The organism is Aerococcus urinae, assembly GCF_001543175.1.
GTDB lineage: Bacteria > Bacillota > Bacilli > Lactobacillales > Aerococcaceae > Aerococcus > Aerococcus urinae.
Genome location: NZ_CP014161.1, coordinates 366306 through 385250, shown reverse-complemented (window position 1 = coordinate 385250; position 18945 = coordinate 366306). Strand labels below are relative to the sequence as shown.

The 18945-nt window shown below is 40.9% G+C and carries 18 protein-coding genes and 1 tRNA gene; 5 read left to right on the top strand and 14 right to left on the bottom strand.

The genetic code is table 11. The features are described from left to right. Nucleotides 1–4: 4 nt before the first annotated feature. From AWM73_RS01720 to map, 7 genes are all read right to left on the bottom strand, one after another. Nucleotides 5–466 (bottom strand): NUDIX hydrolase, encoded by a 462-nt coding sequence (locus tag AWM73_RS01720; RefSeq protein ID WP_060777803.1) that lies wholly within the window; start codon nucleotides 464–466, stop codon nucleotides 5–7. 174 nt (nucleotides 467–640) lie between these two features. Further along, a complete protein-coding gene (locus AWM73_RS01715) occupies nucleotides 641–1525 on the bottom strand; it encodes a DegV family protein (protein WP_060777802.1) in 885 nt (294 codons plus the stop codon). A gap of 33 nt (nucleotides 1526–1558) precedes the next feature. Then, the gene (locus AWM73_RS01710) at nucleotides 1559–2440 is read right to left on the bottom strand and encodes a DegV family protein (RefSeq protein WP_060777801.1); all 882 of its coding nucleotides are present in this window, start codon (nucleotides 2438–2440) and stop codon (nucleotides 1559–1561) included. A 184-nt stretch (nucleotides 2441–2624) separates the two neighbouring features. Further along, complete coding sequence (locus AWM73_RS01705; protein WP_060777800.1) at nucleotides 2625–3593, bottom strand: GMP reductase; 969 nt, start codon at nucleotides 3591–3593, stop codon at nucleotides 2625–2627. A 169-nt stretch (nucleotides 3594–3762) separates the two neighbouring features. Then, the gene (gene coaD / locus AWM73_RS01700) at nucleotides 3763–4266 is read right to left on the bottom strand and encodes a pantetheine-phosphate adenylyltransferase (RefSeq protein ID WP_060777799.1); all 504 of its coding nucleotides are present in this window, start codon (nucleotides 4264–4266) and stop codon (nucleotides 3763–3765) included. Nucleotides 4267–4309: 43 nt separating this feature from the next. Then, nucleotides 4310–5767 carry an LCP family glycopolymer transferase gene (locus AWM73_RS01695; RefSeq protein WP_060777798.1) on the bottom strand — a complete coding sequence of 486 codons (1458 nt, stop codon included), beginning with the start codon at nucleotides 5765–5767 and terminating at the stop codon, nucleotides 4310–4312. Between the two features lie 19 nt (nucleotides 5768–5786). Beyond that, a complete protein-coding gene (gene map / locus AWM73_RS01690) occupies nucleotides 5787–6602 on the bottom strand; it encodes a type I methionyl aminopeptidase (protein WP_060777797.1) in 816 nt (271 codons plus the stop codon). A 266-nt stretch (nucleotides 6603–6868) separates the two neighbouring features. On the opposite strand from map, the gene AWM73_RS01685 reads away from it, so the two are divergent. The 5 genes from AWM73_RS01685 (at nucleotide 6869) to AWM73_RS01665 (ending at nucleotide 11805) form a co-directional block, all read left to right on the top strand. Continuing rightward, nucleotides 6869–7576 (top strand): GntR family transcriptional regulator, encoded by a 708-nt coding sequence (locus AWM73_RS01685; RefSeq protein WP_060777796.1) that lies wholly within the window; start codon nucleotides 6869–6871, stop codon nucleotides 7574–7576. A 141-nt stretch (nucleotides 7577–7717) separates the two neighbouring features. Continuing rightward, nucleotides 7718–8167, top strand: coding sequence for a flavodoxin (locus AWM73_RS01680; protein ID WP_060777795.1), 450 nt, complete (start codon nucleotides 7718–7720; stop codon nucleotides 8165–8167). 62 nt (nucleotides 8168–8229) lie between these two features. Beyond that, nucleotides 8230–8517 carry a hypothetical protein gene (locus tag AWM73_RS01675; RefSeq protein WP_013668686.1) on the top strand — a complete coding sequence of 96 codons (288 nt, stop codon included), beginning with the start codon at nucleotides 8230–8232 and terminating at the stop codon, nucleotides 8515–8517. Nucleotides 8518–8636: 119 nt separating this feature from the next. Next, nucleotides 8637–10301, top strand: a complete 1665-nt coding sequence (locus AWM73_RS01670) for an ABC transporter substrate-binding protein (RefSeq protein WP_060777794.1) — start codon at nucleotides 8637–8639, stop codon at nucleotides 10299–10301. Between the two features lie 151 nt (nucleotides 10302–10452). Then, nucleotides 10453–11805: a polysaccharide deacetylase family protein gene (locus AWM73_RS01665; protein WP_060777793.1), complete on the top strand. Its 1353-nt coding sequence runs from the start codon at nucleotides 10453–10455 to the stop codon at nucleotides 11803–11805. Between the two features lie 107 nt (nucleotides 11806–11912). On the opposite strand, the gene AWM73_RS01660 is transcribed toward AWM73_RS01665, so the two are convergent. The 7 genes from AWM73_RS01660 to AWM73_RS01630 form a co-directional block, all read right to left on the bottom strand. Continuing rightward, complete coding sequence (locus AWM73_RS01660; protein ID WP_060777792.1) at nucleotides 11913–12998, bottom strand: bifunctional glycosyltransferase family 2/GtrA family protein; 1086 nt, start codon at nucleotides 12996–12998, stop codon at nucleotides 11913–11915. A gap of 62 nt (nucleotides 12999–13060) precedes the next feature. After that, nucleotides 13061–13133: transfer RNA gene (locus AWM73_RS01655), tRNA-Arg, on the bottom strand. A 37-nt stretch (nucleotides 13134–13170) separates the two neighbouring features. Then, the gene (locus AWM73_RS01650) at nucleotides 13171–14130 is read right to left on the bottom strand and encodes a glycosyltransferase family 2 protein (RefSeq protein WP_060777791.1); all 960 of its coding nucleotides are present in this window, start codon (nucleotides 14128–14130) and stop codon (nucleotides 13171–13173) included. A gap of 7 nt (nucleotides 14131–14137) precedes the next feature. After that, the gene (locus tag AWM73_RS01645) at nucleotides 14138–14953 is read right to left on the bottom strand and encodes a glycosyltransferase (protein ID WP_060777790.1); all 816 of its coding nucleotides are present in this window, start codon (nucleotides 14951–14953) and stop codon (nucleotides 14138–14140) included. Nucleotides 14954–14967: 14 nt separating this feature from the next. After that, nucleotides 14968–15924 (bottom strand): glycosyltransferase family 2 protein, encoded by a 957-nt coding sequence (locus AWM73_RS01640; protein ID WP_060777789.1) that lies wholly within the window; start codon nucleotides 15922–15924, stop codon nucleotides 14968–14970. A 116-nt stretch (nucleotides 15925–16040) separates the two neighbouring features. Further along, nucleotides 16041–17543 carry a type 2 periplasmic-binding domain-containing protein gene (locus tag AWM73_RS01635; RefSeq protein WP_143238439.1) on the bottom strand — a complete coding sequence of 501 codons (1503 nt, stop codon included), beginning with the start codon at nucleotides 17541–17543 and terminating at the stop codon, nucleotides 16041–16043. Nucleotides 17544–17877: 334 nt separating this feature from the next. Then, nucleotides 17878–18942: an N-acetylneuraminate synthase family protein gene (locus tag AWM73_RS01630; protein ID WP_060777787.1), complete on the bottom strand. Its 1065-nt coding sequence runs from the start codon at nucleotides 18940–18942 to the stop codon at nucleotides 17878–17880. Nucleotides 18943–18945: the final 3 nt, after the last annotated feature.

The following is an 18945-nucleotide window of genomic DNA, read 5'->3' as shown; positions in this document are numbered from 1 at the left end:
CTTTTTATTGACGGTTATCCTCATAAGCCAGTAGCTGACTGTTTTCATCGTATACTACCTTAATATCAAACAGGTCATTGCTAGTCATTAAGGGCTCTAAGAATAAGCGGTCGCCTTCCCAAAGCGGGAGGTCTAAGACTTCATCTTTAGGGATCCAAGCCATAACCCCTTCATCATTCTCCCTGACCTCATCACTAGCTAGGGTTCCCGTATAAACAAAAATATACATGGGCTCATCATCGGCATAGATAAAGGTAACGACACCGCGAAATTCTGCTGCTTCAAGTTCCCAGCCGGTCTCTTCTTTTACTTCCCGCTTAGCACATTCTAGGGGAGCTTCTCCTAGTTCGAACTTTCCCCCAATACCAACCCATTTACCCTGGTTAATATCATGTGCCTTCTTGATACGGTGTAACATTAAAAAGCGCTCATCACGCTCCAAATAGACTAAACTGGTTAATTGCATCCTTCCACCCCTTCTGTCTTACTTATTATAGCGTGTTAAGCCCTATTTTAACAGTTATCCACTAAGATATCTTCAAAGAGATCTTAAATTTAGGCAACCAAGTACTTTTTTCAGCAGAGTGTTTAATAAAAAAAGTCTCCCAACTTGATGGTTAAGAGACTTGATAATTGATGCTTATTTAGTGAGTAAATAATTCTTTAAACTTGGTAATACGGCTGTAGCTAGGGTACCTGTCCCCCCGTGAGTCCCCACTACTGGGGTTAACCAATCAAATTCGATTTCAATGTCTGGTAATTTCTCGCGGATTAAATCTGCCAGCTCTTTGGCCCCTGATTCATCATCAGCATGGGCAATGGTCCCTTTATAGCCCTGAGAATATTTCTTGGCTTCTTCGATAAAGGCATCGGCCAGCTTCATTAAGGCCTTACGTTTGGTCCGCACCTTGGCTAAGACGGAAATATTTCCTTCTTGGTCAAATTCAATCAAGGGAACGATTTTTAATAAGGACCCCAGTAAACCTTGAGCCCGTGAAGCCCGGCCGCCCTTAACTAAGTTATTAATATCCCCTACTAAAGCCCAGATGGTCGTGTGTGCATTTAACCATTTAATCTTAGTCACCACTTCTTCAGGCTCAGCCCCAGCTTCCACTAAATCTAAAGCCTGACTCACCAGGTAACGGAGAGGCGTTGCTGCCCGACCAGTATCAATCACATAAGTTTTAATTTGGTCTTCAAATTCACTAGCTACCGATTGTCCGGTCTGGCTAGTCCCACTTAACACAGCGCTCAAGGGGATAAAGAAGACGGTATCATAACCTTTGTCCACTAATTCTTCATAAATGGCATAGAAGTCTTGGGGGCGGGGTTGAGAAGTCTTAGGTAGCTCTTTGGCATTTTTTAAGCGATGATAAAATTCCGGTAGGATGCTACGATCTTCACTCTCAATAAAAGTCTCTCCTGAGGAAAAATGGAGCTGTAAAGAAACATAATAAATATCAGGATGATTAAGCAAACGATCATTGAGTGTCGCCGTAGAATCGGTTAAAATTGCTGCTTTCATTTAAACAACCTCCTTATTTAAGCTTTGCTTATATTATAACTTAAAATTTTCAACTTTGGGGAGTACACAAAAAGCGACACTATTACAGCCCAAGTGGGTGCCAATTACCGGGGGAATCAAGCCTTGACGGATAGGATATTGACTTTCATCCTTAGCAATCATTTGCTCAAACTCCTCGGCTAAAGGGCTATCTGGAGTGGTGATAAGAGCTAATTCCAAGCCTTCTGGATAAGCCGTCATCTCTTTTTCCATTAATTCTTCCATCCGTTTGAGGGCCTTCTTTTGGGTGCGAACTTTTTCGACCATTTCCAAGGCCCCATTGCGTTCGATTCGGACAATGGGAAATATCTTCAATAAATTACCTAAGAGCGCCATTCCCTTACTTGCTCGGCCCCCTTTAACAAGATTATCAAGATTGCCAACGATGACATAGATCACCATCGCCTCATCCAAGTGGTTCAAAAGGTCAACAATCTCAGCTAGCGATAATTTCCCAGCCTCGATCAAGTGTAAAGCGACTTCAACCAAGTAGGCTAGGGGAATGGAGGTTTGCCGAGTGTCCATCAAATAAACGGATAGACGGTCTTGGTAATTTTGGGCCACGCTTTGACAATTTTGAAAGGTGCCACTCAAGGCCGAAGGAAAAGTCATGATTAAAACCTCATCATAACCCTTGGCTACTAAGTCATCCATCACTTGGACCACTTCTCCCATGCTGGGTTGGGAGGTTCTTGGTAAAGTGTTCATACTTGCCAGACTATGATAGTAGGCAGTCACTTGGTCTCTATCACTGGTGTCAGTCATAGTCGACCCATCAGCTAAATTAATTTGTAAATAGACTTGGTAAACATCGGGATGTTTGGCTAAAGATTCCGGTAAGGCCGCTGTACTATCGGTAATAATTGCAGTTTTCATAAGGTTTTCCTCCTTAATTAGATAAAGCTTCTCATGTGCCTCTCATTGCTAGTGCAGCAGAAGAATAGCGTCCGCGTACTTTTGACAAAATAACGATCTCTCCTGGTAATAAGCTCATCATTAGGCTGATTAAGCAATAAAAAAGGGCCGAAGTTTTCCTCCAGCCCTCAATTTCAATACCGTATTAATCTCCATTATAGATGCTTGGAATGACCACATAGTCAACTGTGCGTAATGCACCTAAATCCCTACCACCTGCGTAAGAAATACTACTTTGTAAGTCTTCTTGCATTTCTTTCAAGGTTTTGAAGATGCTGCCGCGGCTTTCAATTAAAATTTTCTTGCCTTCAACATTCTTATATTCGCCCTTTTGAAATTCAGAAGCAGAGCCAAAATATTCCTTATATTTTTGTCCATTTTGAATGACTTCTTCACCTGGTGATTCTTCATGGGCTGCGAGTAAGGAACCAATCATCACCATGGAAGCGCCAAAGCGGAAGCTCTTAGCAATGTCACCATGGGTACGGATGCCCCCGTCAGCAATAATTGGCTTACGGGCTGCTTTAGCACACAGGCGAATGGCCGCTAATTGCCAGCCTGCGGTCCCAAAACCCGTTTTAATCTTAGTAATACATACCCGACCTGGCCCTACACCAACTTTGGTAGCGTCAGCGCCGGCGTTTTCTAAGTCACGGACGGCTTCTGGAGTGGCGATATTACCTGCAATGACAAAGGTATCAGGTAGTTGTTTCTTGATATATTTAATCATATCAATAACCGTATGGGAATGACCATGGGCAATATCAATGGTGATATAGTCTACTTTTTCACCAGACTCTTTCACTTCATCGATAAAGTCATATTCTTCAGGCTTCACCCCAACACTAATCGAAGTATAAAGTCCTTTTTGATTCATACGACGGATAAAATCTAAACGTTTTTCCGGTTCAAAGCGGTGCATAATGTAGAAATAGCCATTAGCAGCTAATTTTTCGGCTAAGGATTCATTAAGGACCGTTTGCATGTTAGCAGGGACAACCGGAATCTTGAACTTATGAGGTCCAAATTGAATACCCGTATCACATTCCGACCGGCTCTGTACAATACACTTAGCAGGGATTAACTGGACTTGCTCATAATCAAAAGTTTGCATTTATTCTCTCCTAATTTCACTAAATTATTCAAACTATTAAAATAAACCTTTAACATTGTAACACCACGCCATTAAAAATCAAGGCTAATCGGCTATTTTAGAGAAAAATATTCGTTTTATAGAGAAATTTAAGGAAATAACCCTTGATTATAATCACTAATTCCGAACATTAATCTTTTCCGTGTGTTTTCTTGAACTTAGCAATAATGGCCTGATTGACACATTCAGGCACTAAGGCAGACACATCCCCACCGAAATAGGCGGTCTCTTTGATAAGGCTAGAAGAAACGAAGCGGTATTTTTCATCCGACAGCATGAGTAAGGTTTCGACATCATCCGCTTGCAGTTTATTCATCAAGGCAATGTTAGTCTCATACTCAAAGTCTTTGACATTGCGAACGCCACGAATGAGGGCACAGCAATTCAGAGATTTGGCTAAGTCAATAGTCAACCCCCCCGTAAGACGCATGACTTCCACATTATCCAGCCCAGCTAAGGCTTCTTTAGCCAGGGCTAATTTCTCTTCATTGCTAAAGAGGGCTTGTTTAGTGGTATTCACTGCTACAGCAACATAGAGGGTATCAAAAATACGGCTAGCGCGCTCAATCATATCAACATGTCCCTTAGTCATTGGATCAAAACTACCAGCATATAGTGCATTTCTAATGCCCATGATCGACTTCCTTTCTTTTATCGGTTTTCAATTTTTCATTCAATTAATAGCTTCCCGGAGCTGGTTGAGCGGGCACTGTGTTTTCTGGTGCCACTGCTTCTCCTCCCCCTGCCGGTTGTTGGGCTCGGTTGGCTCCTAGACCTGGAGCTTGGGGAGCCGGAGCTTGAGGGAGAGGTGCGGGAGCTTGAGGCTGGGGGGCGGGAGTCGGACTAACCGGTGCTTGAGGCTGATAGGCAGGCTGTTGACTTTCAGCTTGAGGCAAACCATTTTCGCTTGGTCTCACCGTGTCCCCTGAAGCATCGTCAACTTGCGGTTGATTTTGGGCCTCATAATTTAAACCTTCTTCTCCAAATTCTTTTTCAATCAGACGGTCGAGTTTATCTTTCTCATAAACGCCCGGTTTAATGGCCATTTCTTCGTCTTCAAGAATGCCATTACCATTTAAATCCGAAACAGGGAAATAGACTGGTGGAATATTAAAACTTACCGGGTAAACAATGGCCGACTGGGTCGGTTCTAATTCCAATAAGGCCCGAATCCGATTAGACATGCGGATGCGGTCTTCTTCCTCTATCGCCAAATACCAACCAAAAGTTAAATTCAAATCTAACCAGTCATCAAAGACTAAGTGGGTAGGATTCTTAAGGGCTTGTAAATAATTTTGTTGGAGAGCCAGCATGTCATTGGGCCGTAAATCAGTCCGCAAATTATCACCGAGAGTATTTAAAATTTCTTCATAATTAAAGACCGTATCCATGGATAAGAGTCGGTCAATAACCGCTTGAACCAATTGTTGTTGGCGTTTTTGACGGCCAATATCCCCCTCAGGATCCATTTTACGCATCCGTACATACATCATGGCTTCCTTACCAGATAAGGTCCGTGTTTCTCCTTCAGTAAAACTGACCCCATCTTGTTCAAAAGTCATGGGTGACGTAATCTCAATACCGCCCATGCCATCAATAATATCAATGAAGCCTTGCATATTGACTTCAACATAATGGTCAATAGGAACATCAAGAAAACGTTGGATGGAATTAATGGAGTCCTCCATGCCCCCGTTCATATAAGCATGGTTCAATTTATTGAAGTCATTAGTCTTTCCTTGGGGAGCCAGGGTGTCGCGAGGGAGGCTTAGGATGGTTGATTTGCCTTCTTTGGGGTTGATGGTAATCACCATCATGACATCCGAACGGCCATCCTTAACATTTTCATACATTAAAGCACCATTATCGATCCCCTCGAGTAAAATATTGACCGGGTCGCCATTCTTGAGCGATATCCGACTATCACGCATATTTTCCCGGTCAACATTCTGATAGATGGCCCCGGAAAAATTAAAGAAATTAAAGGCTAAGCGAATAATAAAGACGACTACAATAATTCCTAAAACCAGGCCCAGTCCCTTAAAAATTTTCCTTGCTTTACCTTTATTCTTATCATCATCCGGTTGATGGTGGCGGTAGCTCCGTCGATTTTCTTGAATTGACGATTGCTTCATATTTTCACTTCCTTAGCTGTTAATTTCCTCGATTAAAATCAATTTGCAAGGAGTCGATGCCTAAATCTTCGTCACCAGCTTCTGCTTGTTGCATGGTCAAAATCTTGGGTTTATTTGCAGTGACAACTAGAGTATGCTCATATTGGGCACACCAGGAGCCATCCACTGTGCGTGCCGTCCAACCGTTACTATCCACCTTGGCTTGATAGCCACCCATAGTAATCATAGGTTCGATACAAATCGTCATGCCCTCACGAAGACGTTGACCACGTCCAGGACGACCATAATGAGGGATTTGTGGATCTTCGTGCATGGTGGGTTGGATGCCATGACCGACAAAATCTCTGACCACACCAAAGCCTTCTGCTTCTGCATAGCTTTGAATGGCATGGCCAATGTCTCCAATCCGGTTACCAGCCACAGCTTGTTCAATTCCCAAGTAAAGACTCTTCTTAGTGACATCTAAGAGGTGTTGAACTTCAGGATCAACCTCTCCAATCTTAAAGGTATGGCAAGTATCGGTAAAGAATCCATCCAGAGAGAGGACGGTATCCACCGAACAAATATCGCCCGCTTTTAAAATGGTCTTTTTATCCGGGAAGGCGTGGCAAATTTCATCGTTGGTTGAGGTACATGATGCATAAGGGTAGCCCTCAAAACCAATTTCTTCAGGAATAGCTCCTGCTTGACGAGTACGTTTTTCAATGAAATCATTAATATCCATGGTAGAAATACCAGGTTCGATAATATCGCGTAATTCTTCCATAATGCTTGCCACTAAACGGCCAGCTTCTGCCATAGCTTGAATTTCGCGTTCAGATTTGATGGTAATCATTGATTTCTTCCTTTCATAAATTATCATAGCTAAGTATACAATAAAAGCCTTAAAATAGATGCTTATTTCTCGGCCTTAAGGGATTTATTAACAATTTATGAAATAAATTAGTTTTTTTCAAGTTTTTCTGGTCTTTTTTAAACAAATCATATACAATATCTTAAGCAAGATATGATTAGCTATGTCAATATAGTAATATTTTCTACTGATACTTTATATCCTGCAATCAAACTTTTTTTTGAATACCATAGATGGGGAGATGAATTATGGGAAAACAACAAAAGCTTGAGCAAATCGCCTACCTATATATGAAAGACCAAATTATCCAAGGCAATTGGCCAAATGATCATCATATTGTGGAAGCAGCTATTTCAGAAAAATTAGATATGAGCCGTAGCCCAATCCGTGCTGCCCTAGCCATATTAGCGGATGAAGAGATTGTAGAAATGCGGCCCTACCGAGGATTTTTTGTCAAAACCAGTTTAGAGGATGTCGACTTGGTCGCTTTCCGTTTGCGTTATTTTGCAATTTGCTATTTCCGCTTAATGGACCGTGCTTTAAAGCACAAAGCTAGCGCCAAAGACTTGCCAGCTGACCTTGACCAAAACTTAAATAATTTAATCGCTGCCTTTGATAGTGATAATTATTTAGACTGCATCCAATGGGAATGCGCGATTATTAAGAGCTTGCTCAATTTATCCCAACATGACTTCTTAGTGGAAGAAGCCATTAAATGTTATGCTTCTGTTTTGGAAAGAGTCCATAACCACTTACAAGCTGGTGATAACAAAACACATTGCGCTTACCAAGCTAGAAATATTATTTACATTCAAGATATTATTTTCCTAGCCAAACGTAATGAATTTGACGAAACACGTACCTTAATTGAGTTATTAACCCTACACCAATATCAATATTTCAATGACCAAGAAAAAGCGGTCTTTGACCAAGCTTCGCCTTACGCCATGAAATAATGTCAACCAACCAATAACCTCTTTTAACAAGGAGTTATTGGTTTTTCTTTCATCTGATAAGCTTAAACTAGCGCTGCTTAGTCGTTTTTGCTATACTTGGTGGGATTATTAGTCAAATGAATAAATTAAAGGAGAATAAGAATGAAAGCCTTAATTGCTTATGCCAGTATGACTGGTAACACAGAAGAAGCCTGTGACGTTATGGCTGAAGCTTTGGAAGATTTAGGGGTAGAAGTTGATATGGATTCCTCCTTAAACCTATTTGGCGAAGACTTTCTCGATGTGGATATCTGTGTTGTAGGCACCTATACTTACGGCTCAGAACTCCCAGACGATGTCGTCGACCTCTATGAAGATTTAGAAGATTTAGATTTAACTGGCAAAGTTTTTATCAGCTTAGGCTCCGGAGACCACGATTACCCGGATTATTGCCAATCCGTCGATGACTTCTATGACCAATTCCTACAAACAGGGGCTCAGGCAGCTTATCCAGCCATTAAAATTGAAATTGATTGCAATGCTGAAGACATTGAAACCATTGAAGCCGGTGCTCAGGCAGCGGTCAACTTAGTTAAGCAAAAACCACATTAAATCAGTGCCCCCCTAGACCGTAAGACAGCTAGCGAGTTTATTGAAGGGCGGAAAGGAGCACTATGAATAAAGTACCCAAAAAGAATCGTTCAAAATTTATTGATGATATCGAAAACCTTAATATTGATGAAACCTTGGAGAACTTAGATAAGGGATCTCCTCACTTGAATTGGGGCTACCTATTAATCGGCCTAATCGTTCTCTTTCTCTTAGTTTGGGGTGTCTTGGAGATCTTCTCGCCTAATGAGACAGAAGCCCACTTTCAAAGCCAAACTGAGCAAATTAAGGAACTCGAAAATAGAGTCAACCACTTAGAATATCGCATCAAACAACTCGAAGATAAGGAATAAGGCTGGGAGTGAAAACCCAGTCTTTTTTATGCTTTTTAAGCTTTCCTTAAACCGGGAGAAATTGCGAGTGCATCTTAGTCATGCTAGAATATGAACATCATGGAATAAAGAGGTATATTATGCAAAAGAAAATCATTCCCTTACTCCTCCTAGGAGGCTCACTAGTTCTGGTGGGCGGTTGTGATCAAATCCGCTTCACTGACCCTAAAAAGCCGGAAACAAGGACCGAGGAAAAAGTGGAACCACAAGCCCAACATCCCCGTGAAGCCTTGGGACTTACGACTACTCATAAATTAAAATCCCTTAACCCCAATAAGCTGCAAACGGCCTATGAACTCAGTGCCATGAATATGGTGGGTGAAGGGCTCTTCCGCTTAGAAAAAGATGGTTCTATCCGTCCAGGGGTAAGTAACGGAGAGATTGAGCGTAATGATAGGGATGTCATTATTCATTTAAAAACAGAGGCCCAATGGAGTGATAATGATCCTGTAACTGCCAGCGATTTCGTCTATTCCTGGCAAGAATTAGTTAATCCTGACCACCATAATTTTTATGCCTATAAATTGCTAGCCTTAATTGATAATGCCTCCGCCGTACTAAGTGGCCAAATAGGTATCGATCAACTCCATGTTCAGGCTTTAGATGACCACCGGCTAAAAATCACCTTAAAAGATCCGGACATGGATGATAACAGTCTCAAGCAGGCTCTAGCCTTTCCAGCGCTCTTTCCCCTGCCGAAAAACTTTATTGGTCAAATTAACTATGACCTCTACGGGCAAAAATCAATCAATACTTTGAGTAATGGCCCCTACAATTTAAGCGCTTGGGAGAGCGGTTGGGATACTTGGACCTATGACCGCAACGAAGAATACCACAATTGGACGGACTATCCCACTGAAAAACTCAGTGTCCAATATGTCAAAAATACTGAAACAGCTAAAAAATCCTACCAACAACGCTTAACCGATATTTTGATTAGTCGTACACCAGAAGAAGATTGGACCGCATTAAAACGGCCCTTTAACCAAAATCTCCTCTACCATATTAATCAAGCCGATAAGAAAAACATTCTCAATGACCAGCGGCTAAGAGATCTCCTGGCACAAAATATCGATCGGCAGGCCCTAACTGATACTGTGCCTAGTTTACAAAGCAGTTACTCCTTAGATCCCCAAAGTGAGGGCCAAGGCCAAGAAAAAACTGAGGTTGATAATGAAAAAAGTATGCAGGCGCTCTTAGACGATTATCAATTTGAGGCCATTGAGCTGGACTTGATTACCGATGACAATGCTCTGTCGCAAAAAATAGCTAAGGAATTACAAAGTCAGTGGGAAAGTAAAATCCCTCACCTGGTTATTAATATCTTGCCCTTGTCGGAAAAAGTCTTGATGGAGCGGTTCCAAAAAGGAGATTTTGATCTTTACCTCAGTCAACAACAAGCCTATGATAATTATTCTAATAGTGAGCTCTACCTCCCCTATACGGCTCCAAACTACCAAGCAGCCTGGGGAGATGACCTGGAAGCTTTCCAAGAGTTAATGAAGCAGAACGCTAGTGGCAAATTATCTGATGAAGACAGAAGTCTAGCTGATCAATTAATCCAAAAACATCAGCTTGCCACACCTATCCTTAAAGGCGATTACAGCTATCTCTCAAGAGAAGAAGTCATCAACCAAGCCCCTTACTCAGATAAAGGTTTTCTCTTTGACTTTAAAAATATGGCCTACGAGAAGAGTTCCCAAACCATTCCAATCAAAGCAGATAAGAAAAAAGTCAAACAATAGTAATGTAAATACCGACTTGACGGCGAACTTAGCTTTTCACAGCTGAGTTCGCTTTTTTAATATTTTTTGCCTTATTTTTCATAATTTTTTCATATTTTTTAACGGGATATGGTTATAATATAAAGCATTAATTAAAAAGGAATAGTGTATCATGAAAGCTAAATCAAAAGTTCTTATCCTGGTTTTACTTAGTATTATTTTATTAACCTTAGGCCTGTTTTCCTATCATCACCACCTAATCAATAAAAAGCACCAAGCCCAAAGTACTATCACTATGGATGCCCTCTTTATTGATGACGATCACGCCTATTTAAACCCTGAGATTGATGAGGATATGATTCAAGCGGCCAAAGATAATGCCAATAAATTAGCACCCGAGAAGAAAGAGAAGGCTCTTAAAGAAATTGCCTTTGTCGAACAGAAGCAAGCGGCTATCCAAGCCGTTGACCAAATCTACCAACATGACGATTCAGAAGCTTTTGTGGTTGGCGATAAAGTGAATCCTCGTGATATTTTAAATAATAGCGTTAGCCTGGCTGATCTCAAAAAGCTAGCTCCCAACTTTGATTTCGCAGTTGGGGATGCCCTATCCGATGAATTAAAAATTCATTATAAAAACGCCTTAGAAATTGTCCAATTAGATGATAAACTCCAATCAATTCTTAATGACCTGCCCACCAGTTTTCAAGCTGATCAAATCATCGCTAATTTAAAGAAATTTAACGAAATTAGTCAACTCCTTGAAGATACTGCGATAAATATCGAAGGCCAACCCCGCCTCAAGAATAGCCTCCAAGCAATCACTAATAAAACAAAAATCTACGCCAAGAGCCTGATTCAATCCAATCCGCCTCTCAAAGATGACGTCTTAAATCAACTATTAAACCAACCCCTGCTAGGCCAATACCTGACCGGTAGTTCGATTGACCACCGTAAGTTGATCGCCCTGACCTTTGATGATGGCCCTTCCGAAAACACTGGAGCTATCCTAGATATTCTTGACCAATACGGAATCAAAGCCATGTTCTTCCAACAAGGCAACCATGTTAAGGAGTACCCTCAAGTAAGTCAACGAATTTTAGCTGAAGGTCATAAACTCGGCAACCATACCTACGATCATCCTTACTTCTCTAATTTAAGAGATAAAGAAGTTGTTGACGAAATTAGCCAAGGCGAAGCGGCCATTAAAGAAGCCACCGGCATCAGTCCTAAATATATCCGTAACCCCCACGGCGCTCAAAGAAGGCGCATTGCTCGCTTAAGACCAGACTTAACCGGTATCTATTGGGATATCGATTCGGAAGACTGGAAGTCCATGGATACTAAGCAAATCACCCAACGTGTCTTAAGTCAAGCCCATAACCATGCCGTTATCCTCCATCACGACACCATCAAAGCGACTGCCGAAGCCATGAAAAAATATATCCCTGAACTAAAAAAACAAGGCTATACCTTTGTCTTTGCTGATCAAATTCCAGAAGTCAAGAATTGGATTAACAACTAAAATAACCGCGACCAGAAGAATACCTGGTCGCGGTTATTTTTTAATAAACTTGTATGCCAGCGCTTTTCTAAGGACTCTCCCTTTTCTTGTGCTTGTCGCACTCTACCTTATTTACTTTTAAAGATAAAGTGTTTTTGAATGAAGTAGCTTAATAGGAAAAGCATGGAGTCAACAAATACCTTAATAAAGGTCGTGGCTTGAGATTGCATAATGGTGCTTATTAGAGACACCAAGCCTCCGGATAAGAACATCTGCACGATGACCAAGCTGACATATTTGATAAAGCTTTGTTTGGATTCTTGCTTGAAAACGAGAAAACGATTCAAGGTGTAGTTAAAGACCGATGAAATGGTCCGGGCAATGATTGTCGCTAAGTAAATGGTCAGAGTACTTGCAGCATGCGGCAAGAGTACAGAAAAGAGATGGAATAAAAGAATATCTACCACAAAGGAAGAGACTGAAGACAGGATATATTTCCAAAAATAGGTCTGATTAGCCATGTATTCTAAAAAAACGCTATAAATAGCAATGGAATCCTTTATCGGGTTAAAATGACTCCCCTTATTATCATCATGGTAGATGGTCTCAATCGCCACTTCCTTAATTGGAATTCTTTGCTTAGCCGCATCAATGATCATCTTTAATTCATATTCAAAGCGGTCGCCTGAAATCTCCAACAGTCTGGCCAAATAAGTTTTAGGAATCACCCTTAACCCCGTTTGGGTGTCGGTTAAGGAAATACCGGTAACCATTTTTAATATATAGCGGGTTAAGCGATTACCGAATTGACTCTTCCACGGCACTTCATTTTGAAAATCTCTAACTCCTAAAACTAAGGCATCGGGATCTTGCTCAAAGGCACCGATACATTTCATCATATCGGCATAGGTGTGCTGTCCATCTGAATCAATGGTAATGACCCCCTGGCAGTCAGGCAGATGGTGCAGGATATAGTCAAAAGCCGTTCTCAGCGCGCGCCCTTTGCCATAGTTCTTCTCATGTTTTAAGACAATGGCACCAAAGTCTTCATGCGCTTGCTTAAAATAAGAATCATAGTCAGAAGAAGACCCATCATTAACGATAATAATTGTAAAATTATCTGAATCTTGGCTGCGAATGGACTCTAAGAGTGCTATTAACTTCTCATTCGGTTCTAAAGCAGGAATAATAATTGTAATATCACTGGTTGACACGTTCTAATCTCCTTATTAACTACCTATAGCAGATAACAATGACCTTTTTGCCTATAATAAAACACCCCCGAGAAGAATCGAACTTCCGACACATCGTTTAGGAAACGATTGCTCTATCCACTGAGCTACGAGGGCAAATTGAATCAATCATATCAAGTGGCTACTTAGAAAATTACTTTCCTAAGTACCACTGATACATTCTAGCATAAAGTTTGGGATTTAGGCGGAATAATTGCCAAGCTAAGCGCTTTTTCCAGTCAATTTCTTCATTTCCTTCAAAATAGGGACGGTAATGGTTGACGATTTCTAGTATGTCCTGATAAGAACTGCCTACTTGCTTAAAGGGACTGACTTGGGCCATTTTATAGGCTGTGGATAGGAGGCCATCAAATAGGCGCGCCCCCGCCTTAGCAGTAAGATCTGGGAAGTTGACCTGGACATCATCTAACATGTGCGCCCTTTCCGTCACATTGTCCATTTGCTTGGGATTAAATGACTGAGCCACAATACTTTCCTCGTTCTCATAATAATTAATCCCTACATATGAAGTCGTCATAATCCTGGTAGCCCTTTTCATGGTCGCATAGGATACCGCTGTATCTTCATATAATTTACCTTCAGGAAAACGGACATCACGGAAAAGCTGTCTCGCGTATACCTTATTCCAAGCATAAAAATCGATCCCGGAATAATCGAGCATGGCTTCGATCCCTGCTTGGCTAGAGGTCAAAAGCATCTCTTTTGACTCTTTTACCGTTTGGGATTTTACTCCAATGCGTTTGACATTAAAAATAAATAAATCGGGGCGTTCTTCCTGATAACTAGCCATAAAGTGTTCAAATAGGTCAAGCTCATAGCAATCATCACTATCCAAAAATGCCAAATAGTCTCCGCTAGCTACTGCGATACCGGTATTTCTTGCTCCCGATAAGCCTCGGTTAGATTGGTGGATAACCTGGATCCGGGGGTCTTTTTTAGCTAACTGGTCAGCAATATCCCCACTCTTGTCAGGAGACCCATCATCCACCAGAATAATTTCCAAGTGAGGATAAGTTTGGTCTAAGACACTGTTTACCGCTCTCTCCAGCGTTTTTTCAACTTTATAAACCGGAATAATGACCGAGATTAACATCAGAAACCTACTTTCTTAGTATTTTCTTGTAAAGATTTTGGCGTAGGGAATTAGGGACTAAATTAAATACAGCCTGTCCGCCCATACGAATTAGCCAATCAAGCGGACTAGCCAGGCCAACCTGGTAGATTTTTTGGTAGGCCTTAGAGCCATCGACAAAATAGTCCCAGCCTCCCCGTCTTTTAAACATATTCTGGTCTGCACGCGCATAAACTAGGGTATCGGCTAAATTGGTAGCCTTAACCCCATTTTTTAACATTCTTACCCATAAATAATAATCTTCATAACCTTTTAACGGCTGATAATTGCCTGCTTTTAGGACAGCTGATTTTTTATATATCACTGTCATATGGTTGAAGGGATTACGCCGCTTAGCATAAGCTAGGATATCCTGGTAGCTATGGGGAACGACTTTTCTAGCACTTGGCTGCTCTGGTGACTGGTCAAATTCAAAGACATCGCTACCCAATAACTCGACTTCGGGATGTTCTTTAAGATAATTGATTTGTTTTTCGAAACGATCCGCCCGGCAAATATCATCGGTATCCATCCGGGCAATCCATTCATTACGGGCCAATTGAACGCCATCTTGTAAGGCCAAACCCAGGCCGCGGTTTTTGGGATAAGCTTGAATGGTGGTTTGCTTGGGATATTGCTTTTGAAAGTCGTCGAGAATAGCGTCGAGTTCCTCAGTTAGGGGGCCATCCTTAATAATTAATATTTCTTCAGCTGGCAGGCTTTGCTTGACCAGGCTATCCAAGCATTGCCGTAAATAAGTCGGGTTTTCCTTATGATATAAAGACATCAGCACTGTAAAATTCACTGCTTCTTCCTCCCTTAACTTAAATACATCCGATATAAATAGCTATACAGACTTGGTGATACTTGATAGAGCGACCAGGCCAGTCTTTTTTGCCAGGAGATTTCCTCATTGTCTTTAAAATAGGACTGGTATTGCTTAAGGAGCTCAAGCAAGCGGCCGTGGTATTTTTTCTTCATTTCCTTATCTTCACATTGGGAAAGTTGGTAGGCCATAATTAGGAAGCTATCAAATAAGCGTCGGGCTGCGCTCTTAGCTAATTCTGGGAAATGAATGAGTGCATCATCCAGGATCTTTACCCTTTCAGTGACATTATCAAACTGTCCCGGAGAAAAGGCCTGGGCAGTGATCCCTAAAGGATTGTCATAATATCTTAAGCCAACCTTATCCGTGGTAATTACACAGTTGGCTTGCTTAGCCCCTAAATAGCTGACATACATGTCTTCATAGAGAGTATCCAGAGGGTATCTCATCTCATCAAAGAGGGAATGGTGCCAAATCTTATTCCAAGCATAGAAATCTAAACCATTATATTGGTGAAGGACCCTCACCGCTTCTTGGCTCTTAAATATTTGCTGACGGATGGCATTCTTAGGGGTGACTTGGTCACCAGAAACCCGTTCAAAATTAAATATGAACAAGTCCATTTGGTATTCTTGATATGCCCGATAAAATAAGGAAAATACATCATTAACATATTCATCATCAGAATCAAGAAAGGCCAAATACTCGCCTTGGGCTTGGCTAATTCCCGTATTTCTCGCTGCAGATAGGCCCCCGTTGACTTGGTGTATGACTCTGATCCTTTGATCTTGGGATTCGATAGCGTCACAAAGTGGACCGGTTCCGTCAGTAGACCCGTCATCCACAATGATCACTTCAAAATCCTTCATGCTTTGTCTTAAGACACTATCGACCGCACGTTGCAAGGTACTTTCGACATTATAAGCTGGAATAATTACACTTAATAACATAATTTTCTATTACTCCATTTCCTGACGCTTTAGTAACAGATGAATTATATCATATCTGATCAAGAGAAAAGCTGATTTTATAGGAATTTGACTGATTCTTACAATAACTTTAAAAGTTAATTGCCATTAAGGAAACGATCAACGGTATACAGACCAACAGGCCATTCTTTCTTAGTCAGTTCTTTCTCCCACTTTTTAGTTTGCGGGAGTTCATCAAGAACCAATACTTGATCATAATCTTTCAGCATGGCTGGGTCTCCGTTATAAATCTTGGTGTTTGGCGTATATAAATAATAACGACCGGCAAAATCTGTTTTCCAGCCTCCCGAGGTAAAAACAAGGATCCGTGAATCGTTTAAGCTCATCTGCTCTAAGCCCAGTTTTTCATACTGATAAGGAATCGAACGCTCTTTAAAGGCAATGGTCTCGTGTTCAGCAATTAACCAATCAGAACCCAGTCCTGCCAGATAGATCACTATTAAGAATAAGGTCACTATATTAATGAAATGAGAGTCACTCGCTCCCCTTTGAAAAACCTTATCAAAATAGTAAACCCCTACAAAAAAAACGGTTCCGAGTAAGACATAAGCGATGGTCATGGCATAACGGTCAAATTGAGCGAGACGCAGGGCTTCATCTTTGGGCATGGAGCTCACGTACATAAAAAAGACTCCCAGGAAATAAATGATATAAGTAAGCCCCATGGCTAAACACAGTCTTCTCATGCTAAGGAGGTGCTTTTTAGTCAAAAGACCATATAAGCTAAAAATAAGCAGGATGGTAAAGGCTAATATAATCCCAGCAGTTGCTGGAATTAATGGATCTAATAGCTTGATTAAATAGCTTTTTCCAATTTGCTTGACTAATTCAAGGCTCTCTTGGTTAAAATGGCTACTATGTTTAAAGCCCGATAGGTCATAATTAAATTTTACATAGAGAGACCAGCCTAACTTCGATAAAAAGGCACCAGGAAATAGGATAGCAAAGGCCTTGAGCTTATCTTTTTTGATTAAATTCTGATTCTTAATGATTAAGTAAGTCACATATAAAACAATAAGCAAACTGAAGAATAAACCGCTATCCTTAGTCAGGTTGATCATGCTAGTAAACAATAGAGTCCCGGTGATTAAATAGCCTAGCTGCTTTCGATAGCGAAAAGCATAAATACCAGCCGCTAAGGTTAAATAGGCCAAGAGATTGTCGACTAATAAATTATTCATCTTGACTGAATTGTCTAAGATAAAAAATATTCCCCACAATAAAGCAATTAAGGCCGCATTTAAGCGCTCGGCAGGTTTGTTCAGAATGCCAAAAAAAGAATACAGACAAGCCATATTAAAGAGAAAGAAACCCATGATCATCTTGGCTTGGCTATAGCCACAGAAATAAATAAAATAACTGATATAAAGGGAAGTAGCTGGTGGATAAGACCGATAATAAATCAGCTGGTCAATATCTGTCGGTAAATGGAGCTCCGTAAACAAGTATTTGACCACCAAGCCCCAATGCGAATAATTATCAAAATGAATCAGGGGCATCCCCTTCATAACAACAAACCAACCTAAAATCGCCACTAAGACAATAATTTCAGGAAAGGCGATCCCTTGTCTGACCCACAAAAAAAACAGCCTTAGAAAATTTCCCTTTCCACAAGAATTTTTCCAATACTCAATGCTTATAAAAATTAGCAATAAAAAACCTAATAAATAGGTCGCCCACAGAGCAGGTAATAATAAGTTTGCCAAGGCCGCTAAATATAAGAAAAGACTTTGGGAGATCATGACCAAAATCCATGAAAAATATTTATTAAGCTTTAAAAATCGGATAGACCACGTAACGTAACCAAAAGTTGATAGTGTAAATAAAATTAATTGAATCATACTTTTCCTCTATTAACAAAAAACCTAAAGTCATGCCTTAGCATAAACCCTAGGTTATCAATCAACATGTATACTATTTTTCTAACATATCTTCCATTAAAGTCGTGTCTTCGGCAAGGTCTTGATTGACTTTTCTACCAATCACTTTCTGCACTTTTCCAGGGGCAATTCCCGTACCAGGACGTTTAAAGGTTAGCATGTCTTCAGTTAAGATTGTTCCGGCTTTGACATCTTGGGTAAGAACGATTGAGCGTCGTGCGTTCTTCCGAGCAGCTGCTTGAGCCTCTAAGTCAGCAACCGCCTGGCCTCTTACCTTCATTTGAAACTCAAGGCCTTCTTTCAGAACTTTCATGTCTTCAGGGTCCATGGCATGGTAATGGTCATTACCTGGCAAGGTCTTATCTAAAGTATAGTGCTTCTCGATAACTTTAGCCCCTAAGGCCACAGCAGTCTTGACAACATCCATTTGTGGATCCGGACGGGTATGGTCAGAGTAGCCGATAACATAGTCAGGAAATTCCTTAATCAGACTGGAAATAACATTGAGGTTAGCATCTTCAAATGGCGTTGGGTATTCTAAGACACAGTGCATAATCACAATATCCTTATTGCCAGTGGATTCGATAGTCTCAACCGCTTGGTGAATTTCTTCTATACTTGAAGCCCCGGTTGATAAAAGGATCGTTTTTCCTTTTTCGGCTTGGTACTTAATAAAAGGCAAGTTAGATAAATCCGATGAAGAAATCTTATAAATATTCATCAGGTCATATAAGTAATCCGCTGATTCAAAGTCAAAAGCCGTCGAGAAAAATTCAACGCCCACTTGATGGCAGTAGTCAGCTAATTCCTTATATTCATCATAGCCAAAGGAATCGAATTTCTTGAAGAGCTCATATTGTGAGGTTGTTGCTTCTTCACTGGTATCCCAATAGGAAGGCGAGAATTTGGAGGCAATAGTTTCGGCCTTATAGGTTTGGAACTTGACGGCATCCATGCCGGATTCTTTGGCCTTATCAATCATTAACTTTGCGGCTTCCATGGGAGTCGTGCCGTTTTCTTTGGCAATATCATAATAATTGACTCCGATTTCTCCGATGACATAATAACCCTGTTCTTTTAATACTTCATGAATCCCCATTTT